The sequence below is a fragment of the Streptomyces bacillaris genome (assembly GCF_003268675.1).
In the GTDB taxonomy this organism is placed as follows: Bacteria; Actinomycetota; Actinomycetes; order Streptomycetales; family Streptomycetaceae; genus Streptomyces; species Streptomyces bacillaris.
This window is the reverse complement of the sequence record NZ_CP029378.1, coordinates 1,140,124-1,151,770: the sequence shown is the minus strand read 5'-3', so window position 1 is coordinate 1,151,770 and position 11,647 is coordinate 1,140,124. Positions and strand designations below refer to the sequence as shown.

General features: G+C 70.5%; 9 protein-coding genes. All 9 read right to left on the bottom strand.

All coding sequences use genetic code 11. The features are described from left to right. Positions 1-64: 64 nt before the first annotated feature. Positions 65-757 (bottom strand): 2OG-Fe dioxygenase family protein, encoded by a 693-nt coding sequence (locus DJ476_RS04745; RefSeq protein ID WP_103417552.1) that lies wholly within the window; start codon positions 755-757, stop codon positions 65-67. Positions 758-808: 51 nt separating this feature from the next. Further along, positions 809-1,855 (bottom strand): iron-containing redox enzyme family protein, encoded by a 1,047-nt coding sequence (locus tag DJ476_RS04740; protein WP_053558668.1) that lies wholly within the window; start codon positions 1,853-1,855, stop codon positions 809-811. Positions 1,856-2,415: 560 nt separating this feature from the next. Then, a complete protein-coding gene (locus tag DJ476_RS04735) occupies positions 2,416-3,873 on the bottom strand; it encodes a catalase (RefSeq protein ID WP_070204549.1) in 1,458 nt (485 codons plus the stop codon). A 228-nt stretch (positions 3,874-4,101) separates the two neighbouring features. Continuing rightward, the gene (locus tag DJ476_RS04730) at positions 4,102-4,995 is read right to left on the bottom strand and encodes a 2-hydroxy-3-oxopropionate reductase (RefSeq protein ID WP_103417553.1); all 894 of its coding nucleotides are present in this window, start codon (positions 4,993-4,995) and stop codon (positions 4,102-4,104) included. 68 nt (positions 4,996-5,063) lie between these two features. Beyond that, complete coding sequence (locus tag DJ476_RS04725) at positions 5,064-5,903, bottom strand: TIM barrel protein (RefSeq protein ID WP_112489917.1); 840 nt, start codon at positions 5,901-5,903, stop codon at positions 5,064-5,066. 321 nt (positions 5,904-6,224) lie between these two features. Then, on the bottom strand, positions 6,225-7,433 hold the full coding sequence (locus DJ476_RS04720) for an IS701 family transposase (RefSeq protein WP_079167082.1): 1,209 nt from the start codon (positions 7,431-7,433) through the stop codon (positions 6,225-6,227). Positions 7,434-7,653: 220 nt separating this feature from the next. Next, positions 7,654-9,096, bottom strand: a complete 1,443-nt coding sequence (locus tag DJ476_RS04715; RefSeq protein ID WP_112489916.1) for a cellulose binding domain-containing protein — start codon at positions 9,094-9,096, stop codon at positions 7,654-7,656. 53 nt (positions 9,097-9,149) lie between these two features. After that, the gene (locus DJ476_RS04710) at positions 9,150-10,727 is read right to left on the bottom strand and encodes a beta-N-acetylhexosaminidase (RefSeq protein WP_112489915.1); all 1,578 of its coding nucleotides are present in this window, start codon (positions 10,725-10,727) and stop codon (positions 9,150-9,152) included. Positions 10,728-10,788: 61 nt separating this feature from the next. Beyond that, positions 10,789-11,646: a carbohydrate ABC transporter permease gene (locus DJ476_RS04705; RefSeq protein WP_103417625.1), complete on the bottom strand. Its 858-nt coding sequence runs from the start codon at positions 11,644-11,646 to the stop codon at positions 10,789-10,791. Position 11,647: the final 1 nt, after the last annotated feature.

Here is an 11,647-nt window from a genome sequence, read left to right as displayed (position 1 = left end):
AGGTAGGTGGCGGGGGACAGGGCCGCCCCCGGCCGCGCGGTGCGGCCGGGAACGACCCCGTACATCAGGCCTCTTGCTCTTCGAGGGCCGCCGCGTCGTGCTCGTCGCCGTACCACTTCTCCGCCCAGCGGGAGAAGGCGATGATCACGATGTCGCGGTGGCCCGGACCGCCGTCGGCGGAGAGGACGTCCGTGACGTCGTGGGCGAGCCCCCGGTCGTCGAGCAGGACCGCCTGACCGGCTTCGAGCGTCCCCGACCAGAAGGGCGCGTCCGCCCCCGGCTTCCAGAGCCGGGTGGTGCCGCCCGCCACGTTCACCTTGTTCAGGATGGCGATCATGACGAACTCGTGGCCGTCGTGGTGCACCCCTTCCGGGGTGAGCGGGCCGGGCCTGCCGCCGTCGGCGCGGGTGCGGTTCTGGTGGACGTTGATCTGCCACGGCTCGGACCGGTCCAGGCCCAGTTCGCGGATGCCCTCGGAGATCAGGGGGGTGAAGTCCACCTCGATCGGCTCGTAGACGCGGCGGATGCCGCCGCCGACCGGGTTGAACTTCTTGTACGTGGTGTAGTCGCGGTGCGGCAGCCGCTTGAACGACCAGGCGTCGTCCTCGGCCGGAGTGAGCTTGTACTGCGAGAACCGCTTGAAGCGGGTGCCGTTGCCCATGTAGTCGTCGACCGGGCAGCGGTCGTAGCTGGGCAGGATGTCGGGCGCGACCTCGGGCAGGTCGATGACGGTGAATCCTTCGGTGCCGAGCGGCATGTGCTCTCCCCTCCTGACGGGTGGTGGCTCCTGGTGGGCGGTGGCGGGGCCTCAGCCGGTGACCGACGGCATGCGCTCGTCCAGATAGGTCGCCGAGGCGTTGAGCCGCCAGAGGATGCCGCGGGCGATGGCCCGGCGCATCCGCGGGGACTCGGCGGCGGGCAGCACCACGTTGTGGAACCAGCCCTGGGCGTGCTGGGAGTCGATGGTGATGTGGAGCCGGTGGTAGACGATGCCGACCTCGGGCAGGCCGAGCCGCTCCCAGGCGTGCACGACCTGGACGAACCGGTCCGGCGCCATCCACTCGGTCATCCCGAGGAAACCGACGGCCTCCGGGTACAGCGAGCGGTAACGGCACAGCAGGACCGCGAGGTTGCCGTTGAGGAGCGAGTTGGCGGTGAGCGAGCGCTCCAGCTCCTCGTCCGGGATCTGGAAGACCTCGAAGATCTTGTTGAAGAGGGTGGTGTGGACCTGGGCGTGGTCGCCGTTGCCCATCTCGTCCCAGAAGTTGGCGGCGATCTCCATCTTCGCCGCACCCGCCGTACCGACCTGCATCATCGCCAGCAGATCGTCGAAGCGGCCGTCGACCACGGACTCCTGCATCACGTAGTTGCGCAGGTCGGCCTCGGTGGCCCGGTTGCGGATGAACTCGTGGTAGTACGGGTGCTTGTAGACCCGGTGCTCACGGGCGGTCTTCTTCAGCCAGGAGAGGTAGGCGCGCGGTTCGGTGGGCGCCTCCTCCAGCAGCCCCGGCTCGATCAGCCGGTCCTGCGCCTCGGCGGTGGCGGTCTCCAGCAGCCGGCCGATCTCGTGCGCGACGACCGAGCCCTCGGCGGTCTCCCGGTCCGTCAGCTTGGTGTGCAGCCGGTAGATCCGGTCGAGCAGGTACTGCTGGACGTACAGGGCCTGCTGGTCGCCCGCGTCGGCGGCCTTGTTGATCTCGGCCACCCGGCCGAGCAGGGCGGTCCGCGCGTCGCCGGAGTACTGGGAGTCGGCCTTGTCGGCCGCCGTCCCCAGCAGCACGGTGACCTCGTCGACCGTGGTCAGAAAGCGGCTGGCGGGCTCGGTACCGGCCCGGGAAGTACCAACTTCGAGCATCTGCTTCCCCTTGTATTCACCTGATGACTGTGACGTGCCGTACGTGTCGTGCGGGTAGCCGTCTGTCGCGCTGCGGAGGAAGGGAGCGGGGGGAGGAGGAAGGGGGATCGCACCGCACACGGCCCTTGAGCGAGCGGGCAGGGTGTGTGCCAGAACGGCAGAGGCGGTCAATGCGCCGCCCATACTGCACGCAGGCCTCTGGGCAGACTCTGTACGCGGTCTATATGGATTCAAGCCACCGGGTGGGAGGCGCGGGGAGGGCGCCGGGACCCGGGGGAAGGCATGGCAAAGAGGGCGCGCAGTACGGGACCGTATCCGTACTCCGCGCCCTCGTTCAGGGGTGTTGCGAAGGTGGTGCTGGGGGGTGAGCCCCGGGTGACAGGGACCGCGACGGCGGCGATCGGACCCGGGTGAGGGCGTCTCCTTCAGGTCAGAAGACGGTCCCCGGGACCTTCACCACCGCACTGGCATCGCACAGCCGCCGCGGCCTCGTCGTCCTGCCCGTCCCGCGCGGCACCCCTCATCCGGGTGCGCGGTACGGGCAGGGGTCTGTGAGAGGCTCAGTCCTCGCGCAAGGCGCGGACGGCCTCCTCCACGCGCTTGCCGTAGTCGGCGTCGGCGGCGTGGAAGTGGGCGAGGTTCTTCTCGATCACGTCGTCGCGGGTGACCTGCGAGAGGCCTCCGGCGATGTTGGCGACCAGCCGGCCCTTCTCGTCCTCGGACATCAGCCGGTACAGCTCGCCCGCCTGGAAGAAGTCGTCGTCCTTGACGTGGGCGGCCGTCTCGTAGGTGCCCGTCCAGCCGTGGATGGCGAGCGGGGCGCCGAGCGCGGCGTCGGTCTGGGTCGGACCGGCGTACGAGTTGGGCTCGTAGTTCTTGTCGTGGCGCGAGCCGTAGCGGGTGGCGTGCAGCCCGTCCCGGCCGTAGTTGTCGGCCTGCGTCGCCTTCGGGGCGTTGACCGGCAGCTGGGTGTGGTTGACGCCCAGGCGGTAGCGGTGTGCGTCGGCGTAGGCGAACAGCCGGCCCTGGAGCATCTTGTCCGGGGACGGGCCGATGCCGGGCACGAAGTTGTTCGGCGAGAACGCGGCCTGCTCGACCTCGGCGAAGACGTTGTCCGGGTTCCGGTCCAGCACCAGCCGGCCGACCCGCTGGAGCGGGTAGTCCGCGTGCGGCCACACCTTGGTGAGGTCGAACGGGTTGAACCGGTAGTCGGCGGCCTCGGCGGCCGGCATCACCTGGACGTACAGCGTCCAGGACGGGTTGACGCCCCGCTCGATGGCCTGGAGCAGGTCCGTCTGGTGCGAGTTGGCGTCCTTGCCGACCAGCTCGGCGGCCTGCTCGGCGGAGAGGGAGCGCACGCCCTGGTTGGTCTTGAAGTGGTACTTGACGAAGAAGGCCTCGCCCTCGGCGTTCGTCCACTGGTAGGTGTGCGAGCCGTAGCCGTTCATGTGGCGGTACGAGGCGGGGATGCCCCGGTCGCCCATCAGCCAGGTGACCTGGTGCGTCGCCTCGGGGGCGTGCGCCCAGAAGTCCCAGACGTTGTCCGGCTCCTGACGGCCCGTGAAGGGGTCGCGCTTCTGCGAGTGGATGAAGTCGGGGAACTTGATCGGGTCCTTGATGAAGAACACCGGGGTGTTGTTCCCGACGAGGTCGTAATTGCCCTCGTTCGTATAGAACTTGAGGGCGAAGCCGCGCGGGTCGCGGACCGCGTCCGCGCCGCCGAGGGAGTCCGCCACGGTGGAGAAGCGGAGGAACGTCTCGGTGCGTTTGCCCACCTCGGAGAGGAAGTCGGCGCGGGTGAAGCCGGTGACGTCGTCGGTCACCTCGAAGTAGCCGTACGCGCCGGAGCCGCGGGCGTGGACCACGCGCTCCGGGATGCGCTCACGGTTGAAGCGGGCGAGCTTCTCCAGGAGGTGCTGGTCCTGGAGGAGGATCGGTCCACCGACACCGGCGGTGGCGGAGTTCTGGTTGTCGGCGACCGGGGCGCCTGACTCGGTCGTGAGCACACGCTTAGCCATGTGGCGGGATGACCTTTCGTACGAGCTGCTGACGGCTTGAGGAGCGTAGGTTCGCCGCGGAGAGAACGTCAACAGTTTGTTGAAATCGAAGTGTGTGGTTCCGGGCCGCGGCAGCGCCTGGGCGCGACAGGACAGGTGTCAGCGCCACCGCGGCCCGGAGATCAGGGGGCCCGCCGTGCGGGCCGTGGCCCCGTACGAGGCCAGGGGCTCCTTGCGGAGCCGGAGGGGTCAGACCTGGGAGCCGGAGAGCCGCTCGACCGAGCGCAGCAGCGCCGAGTGGTCCAGCCCGCCGTCGCCCTGGGCGCGCAGCGAGGCGACCAGCTGGGCGACCACGGCGCCGACCGGCAGGGCCGCGCCGACGTTGCGGGCGGCGTCGGTCACGATGCCCATGTCCTTGTGGTGCAGGTCGATCCGGAAGCCGGGGGCGAAGTCCCGCTTCAGGAAGTTGTCCTTCTTGCGGGTCAGCACGGTGGAGCCGGCGAGCCCGCCGTTGAGGACGTCCAGCGCGGCGGTGAGGTCCACCCCGGACTTCTCCAGGAAGACCACGGCCTCGGCGCAGGCCTGGATGTTGACCGCGACGATCAGCTGGTTGGCGGCCTTCACCGTCTGGCCGGAGCCGTGCGGGCCGCAGAGCACGATCGTCTTGCCGAGCGCCTCCAGGAGCGGCTTCGCGGCGTCGAAGTCCGCCTGCTCACCGCCGACCATGATGGAGAGCACCGCCTCGACGGCCCCGGCCTCGCCGCCGGAGACCGGCGCGTCCAGGACCCGGATGCCCTTCTCGGCCGCGTTCTTCGCGAGGTCCACGGAGGTCTGCGGGGTGATGGAGGACATGTCCACCAGCAGCGCCCCGCGCTTCGCGTTCTCCAGGATGCCGTCGGGGCCGTACGCGATGGCCTCGACCTGCGGCGATGCGGGCACCATCGTGATGACGACATCCGCGTCCGCGACCGCGTCCGCGATCGAGGAGGCGCCGGTGCCGCCGGCCGCGACCAGCCGGTCGATCTTGTCCTGCTCCAGGGTGTATCCGGTGACGGAGTAACCGGCCTTGATCAGGTTCTCCGACATGGGGGAGCCCATGATGCCGAGACCGATCCAGGCGACCTTGGGGAGGTTGTTGCTCATGAGGGTGCCTTCCTGAAAAACGTGTGTACGTAGGGGGGTTGGGCTCACCCCGTGGTGGTTCCGGCCGGTCAGCGGGCCGCTCGGGCCGAGACCGGGAGCCAGTCGAAGGCCTCCGCGCTCGGCCGGTCGCCCGGCTTGTACTCCAGGCCGACCCAGCCCGCGTAACCGGCGTCCTTCAGCTCGTCGAGCAGTCGCTCCAGCGGGAGGGTGCCGGTGCCCGGCGCGCCGCGCCCCGGGTTGTCGGCGATCTGGACGTGGCCGGTCCTGGCGGCGTACGCCTTGATGACCTGGCTCAGGTCCTCGCCGTTCATCGACAGGTGGTAGAGGTCCAGCAGGAACTTGGCGTTCCCCAGGCCCGTCGCCGCGTTGACCTTGTCGACGACCTCGATCGCGGCCGGTGCGCTCACCAGCGGATAGAGCGGCGACTCCGGCTTGTTGAGGGTCTCGACCAGGAGGATCGCGCCGACGCGGTCCGCCGCGCGGGCGGCCAGCACCAGGTTCTCCAGGGCGAGCGCGTCCTGCACCTGCGGGTCCACGCCCTCGACACGGTTGCCGTACAGCGCGTTGAGCGCCGTGCAGCCGACCGAGGCGGCGAAGTCGGCCGCCACCTCGATGTTCTCGCGGAAGCGGTCGGACTCCTCACCGGGCACGGAGAGCGCGCCGCGGTCGGGGCCGGGCAGCTGTCCGGCGTAGAAGTTCAGTCCCACCAGCTGGGTGCCGGCGTCGTCGAGCGCCTTCTCGAGGGCGTCGAGCTCCGCCCGGATGGGGGTGGGGGTCTCGATCCAGGGCCACCACAGCTCGACCGCCGTGAAGCCCGCCGCGGCGGCTGCCGCGGGACGCTCCAGGAGCGGGAGTTCCGTGAAGAGGATCGAAAGGTTCACATCGAAGCGCTGGTCCGGGTATCCCATGAGGGTTTCGGCGCTCCTTCCGTATTGCGGAAGTTAGTTTCTGCTTAACGGAAGATTGCCTGGGGGGTGGCGGGGCTGTCAAGGGGGCACCGCAAAATTCGCCCCGGTCAGCGGCGTACGGGGGCGATGGAGGGGGCGGATCCGGACACACGGAAGCGGGGCGGCGGCCGCCCTCGGCCCCCGCCCCGCCCGTACCGCTCCTAGTAGGGCTTTGTTAGGTGGTGTCGTAGGGCTGCCATGGGGTGGGTTGTCGGCAGGTGGGGCAGGTTCCGGTCCAGGTGGCTAGCAGATGTTGGAGGAGGGCCAGGGCTTGGTAGAGGGTCAGGCCCTGGCAGGGACTTTTGGGCATGACCGCTGCTCGGTCAGGAAGAGGTGGGCGGCGGTGACGAGGGTGACGTGGCGGTGCCAGCCGGTGAACGAGCGGCCCTCGAAGTGGTCCAGGCCCAGAGCTGTCTTCAGCTCGCGGTAGTCGTGCTCGATCCGCCACCGGGCCTTCGCCAGCCGGACCAGATCCTTCGTCGGGATGTCGGCGGGCAGGTTCGAGATCCAGTACTTCACCGGTTCCGCCTCGCCTTCGGGCCATTGCGCGATCAACCAGACCAGAGGGATCGTGCCGTCAGCTGCCGGTTTCGGGCGGCGCCCGGCGAGACGGACCCGCAGGAGTACGAAGTGCGCGTTCATCGCGGCCTTCGAGCCCATGCGCCAGGTCACAGCCCGGCCGCTGCTGCGTCCAGCAGCCAGCACATGCTCGCGCAGGGCTGCCGGGCGGATGCGGTAGCGGGGAAGCGGACGGGGGCCGAGACCGCCGTAGTCGGGCGTATGCGGCACCGCGTCCTGACCGTGCGCGGTCATCTCGCCCTTCACCTGGAGCACCCAGGCATGACCGCGTTCGTCCAGACCGCGGCGGAAGTCGGCGTTCGCGCCGTAGCCGGCGTCCGCGACGAGGACCGCGGGCCGCAGACCGGTGGCGGCGAGGTCGTCGAGCATGGCCAGCGCCAGTTGCCACTTGGGGCGGTGGCGCTCGGTCTCGGGAATCCGGCAGGCCCGCCGACGGGCCTCGGCTTCGGGCTCGTCCCAGGCGGTGGGCAGGAACAGCCGCCAGGACAAGGGACATGAAGCCGTGTCGGAGGCAGCGTGGATGCTGACACCGATCTGGCAGTTGCCGACCTTGCCCAGAGTGCCGGAGTACTGCCGGGCCACGCCCGGCGAGAAGACACCGTCCTTCGGGAAGCCGGTGTCGTCCACCACCCACGCCTGCGGTCGCACCGCTGCCACCGCCCGCCACGCCAGACGGGTCCGGACGTCCTCGACCGGCCAGGTCGAGGACGTCATGAACTGCTGCAACTGTTGGTGATCGACCCCGAGCCGTTCCGCCATCGGCTGCATCGACTTCCTCCGACCCTCCAGCAGCAGGCCCCGCAGATACAGAGCACCCTTCTGCCGCTGGTCCCGCCGCACCAACGGCGCGAACACCTCCGAAGCGAACTCCTCCAACCGACCCCGCACCACGGCAAGCTCCCCAGCCCTCATACAGCCAGCGAACTACCACACACCCAAAGTGACAAGACCACCTAACAAAGCCCTACTAGGGCGTCTCCAGCGGATCTTGACCGGGTCCACGACGCCTGGCACGGCACCTCGCGGCGTTGCCGAAACGCCCGAATCGCTCCGCGATGAGGACGTTCCAGCGCCTTGCGATGCACCGCACCAGACGCCGCGGCCTATCCGGTCCTGATCCGCCGGACACGCCCTAACTGCCCGGCACCGTGTCCTCGAAGGTCTTGCCCGCACTCCGGTACGAGCTGACCATCGCGTTCACCTGCGCCGGGGTGAGCACCTGGTCCTTCACGTGCAGGACGTAGTCCACCTGCTGGTCATAGGCGCGGGGCGTGGTGCTCGGCTGCCCCTCCAGGTCGATCAGCCACTGGTTGAAGTTGATCGACATCGGCCGCTCGGGCAGATAGGCCGCCCCGTGCGTCCCGAAGTGCTGACCGTCGACGTAGTACGTGATCTGGTTGTCGTCGATCGTCACCACCAGGTCGTGCCACCCGGCGTACGACCGCGCGTCGGAGGTGTGCTGGTTGACCGCCTCCCACGGGTCGGGCCGGTAGGTCTCCCAGGAGGTGGTGTAGAGGATGTTGGCCGGTTCGCCCCAGCCGCCGTTCGGCAGATACTCGAAGTCGTACTCCGCGTAGTCGTCCGCCATCGGCGCCTTGAGGTCGTTGATCGTGAAGAAGGTCTGCACGATCCGGTCGCCGTCCGGCCCCGAGCGCGGCGCGTCGCTGAACCCCACCCGCGACGCGTACGTCCCGTTCTTGAACTTCATCGACCGCGTCAGGATCTCGGTGTGCCTGGTCGACGCACCCGTCCCGGCCGTCGAAGTCTCCAGGTTCATCACCGAGTTGCCGCTCTGCGAGACGAAGGTGACGTTCTCCGGCGCCCAGGTCGCCCCCGGCACGCCCGGCCCGCCGGAGTTGGACCGTACGCTCCAGCCGTTCGTGTTGATCCTCTGGTCGGTGTGCGAGCTGTAGTTGAAGTCGTCGAAGAGCGTCGGCGCGTCCCCGGGCGGGTCCGTGGGGTCCGGCGGGTCGGTCGGCGCGTTGCCGCCGGGCGCCTGGCCCCACGCCGTCGCGCCGTTCAGGTGGGCCGTCACCTTCGACCAGTCGCCGTACGCGGACTGCTGCGGGCCGAAGGAGTAGTCGTCGGACTGGTTCAGCGAGGCCCAGGACGCCTGGTGGAACCGGAGCTGCAGGTCCCCGGTGTCCGCGCCCGGGGCCAGCGAGCCCGCGCCCGGCGTGAAGCCGATCTCCAGGTAACGGTCGGCGGTGGCCGTCGGGTTGGCGAGCGTCCCGAACGTACCGGTGATGTTCGCGCACCCCTTCACGGCCCAGGAACAGGCGAACCGGTAGGCGGCGGAGGCCGAGTCGGCCTTGAAGTAGTAGCGCACCTTGACGCTGCTCAGCGGTACGGAGGCGGAGCCGGCGTTCCGCACCTTCAGCCACGGCTCGCTCTGGTCGGCGCTCGCGCCGGACGCGCTCGTCCGGTACTGGACGACGAGCCCGTCCGCCGCCGCGACCGCCGAGGACGGCAGGGCGGCGAGACCGGTGGCGGCCAGGGCCACGGCGGCGGCGGAGGCCAGTGCGGCGCGGAGCCCGGTCCGGCGCCTCCGGGTGCTCTCGGCTGGTGTGTTCATGGGCGTGTTCCTCTCCGGAACGGTGGTGGGGAAAGGACGGGGCGCGCTGTTCCTCAGGGGGTGGGCGCGGTCGCGGGGTACCGCGCGTCCAGCGGGCGGTAGGGGACGCCGAGGGCGTCCAGCCGGGCGGTGTGGTGGCGCAGCCGCTCGACGAACCCCGGCCAGCCGTCGCGCCCGCCGGACCAGGAACGGTCGGCCAGCGCGCAGAGCCGCGGGTAGCTCAGGTACTCGATCTCCTCGGGCGTGCGGACGTACTCCGTCCACAGCTGTCCCTGCGTCCCGAGGACCCGCGCCCGCTCCTCCGGCGGCCACTCCGCGGGCGCGGGCTGGTAGCCGTGGACCGTGCGCAGGGTCACCGGGTCACCGGGCTGGGCGACCGGTTCGTACGGGTCGCCGGACTGGGCGTAGTCGAGATAGGTCCTCCGGTGGTAGGCGGCGATCACCCGGTGCCCGCGCCGCCCCGCCGCCCGGGCGTGCGAGGCGTCGCGCCACGCCATCACCGTGAATTCCAGGGGCAGTTCGGTCCCCGATACGGCCCAGCCGATCGGGATCCGCCCCCGCTCCACGAGGAACGCCCCGATCCGGCCCATGAACCAGCCGTGCAGCGCCGCCGGGCCCGCGAGCCCCTCGGCCGCCGCGCGCTCCCGGGCGGCCGGGCTGTTCTCCCACTCGGTGGTCGGGCACTCCTCGCCCCCGATGTGGATGTACGGCGACGGGAAGAGGTCCATCACCTCCTCCAGCACCGTCCGGCAGAAGGCGAAGACCTCCTCGTGGACCCCGAGGATCGTGTCGCAGACGCCCCAGCGGTCCCACACCTCCAGTTGCCGCTCCGGACGGTTGCCCAGCTCCGGATAGGCGGCGAGCGCGGCGCGCACATGGCCGGGCATCTCGATCTCCGGCACGACGGTGACCCCGCGCTCCGCCGCGTACCGCACGAGCCCCCGCAACTCCGCCTTGGTGTACGCCCCTTCATGCGGTACGGAGTCGAACTCGGCCCCCTCCGGACCACCCGGGCCCCGCTGCGACCTGGCCCGCCGGGCGCCGACCGCGGTGAGCCGGGGGTAGGCGTCGACCGGCATCCGCCAGCCCTGGTCGTCGGTGAGGTGGAGGTGCAGGACGTTCAGTTTGTGCAGCGCGAGCAGGTCCACGTACCGGTGCAGATAGCCGATCGGCAGGAAGTGGCGCGCCACGTCCAGCAGCGCCCCGCGCCAGGGCAGGTCCGGCACATCGGTGATCTCGACGCACGGCAGCTCCCAGGGGCCGGGGCCCGGCGCCCCGCCCGACAGCGCCTCGGCGGGCAGGAGCTGACGGATCGTCTGGATCCCCCGGAGCAGCCCGGCCGGACGGGCGGCGCGCAGCCGCAGGGCCTGCGGGCCGACCGTCAGCCCGTACCCCTCCTCGCCCAGGCCACCGAGCCCGTCGTCGAGCACCAGGACGATCCGGCCCTCCGGCGACGGGGCCAGCGGCAGCCCGGTGGGCGGGCCGACCAGCGAGCGCAGCAGGCCGGCCGCCGGTTCGGCGCCGGGCAGGGCCCGCACGGTGGTGGAGCGGTCGAGGGTGAGCCGGCCGCCCAGCGAGGAGATCCTGCTCGGCCGGGGGAGGAGGGCGAGGTCGGGGCGCGATGCGGGCAACGGGGTCTCCGGGTTCGGGTTTCGCGGGCGTACGGGGACGGGCGCGGGCGGCCCCGGCCGCTCAGCCCTTGACGGCACCGGCGGCGAAGCCGGAGGTGACATGGCGCTGGAGCAGCAGGAAGATCACCAGGGCGGGCAGGGCGAAGAGCGTGGAGGCGGCCATCGTGGCGCCCCAGTCGGTGCCGAAGGTGTTCTGGAAGGAGGACAGCCAGACCGGCAGGGTCCGGTTGTCCTGCTGTTTGATGATCAGGAAGTTGGCGTAGGCGAACTCGTTCCAGGCGGTGATGAAACCGAAGAGCGAGGTGGCCATCAGCCCCGGTGCCAGCAGCGGCATCGCCACCCGCCGGAACGCCCCGGTCCGCGTACAGCCGTCGACCTGCGCCGCCTCCTCCAGCTCCGGCGGGATGGTGGCGATGAAGCCGCGCAGCACCACGACGGTGAACGGCAGCGTCATCATGAAGTAGATCAGTGTCAGGGTCGGCAGCCGGTCGAGCATGTCCGTGTCCCGGGAGATGATGTAGACCGGGATGATCAGCGACTCCCACGGCGCCATCTGCGCGACGAAGACCATCAGCATGAACTGCCGCCGGCCCCTCCACCGCAGCCGCGCCACCGCGAACGAGGCGCCCAGGGCCACCAGCAGCGCCAGGAGCACCGCGCCCAGCGTGACCAGGATGCTGTTGCGCCAGAAGAGCACGAACCCGTCGGCGGCCACGGCCCGCTGGAAGTGGTCCAGGGTCCAGGTGCGCGGGAGGAGAAGCGGGTCGGCCGACTGGATGTCGGCGGACGGCTTGAAGGCCGTCGAGATCATCCAGTACACCGGGAAGAGGCAGACCACCACGGTCACGGCGGCGGCGAGGTGGAGCGGCAGGCGCCGGAGCCGGGAGCGTACGGGTACGCGGGGACGTACGGCAGGCATG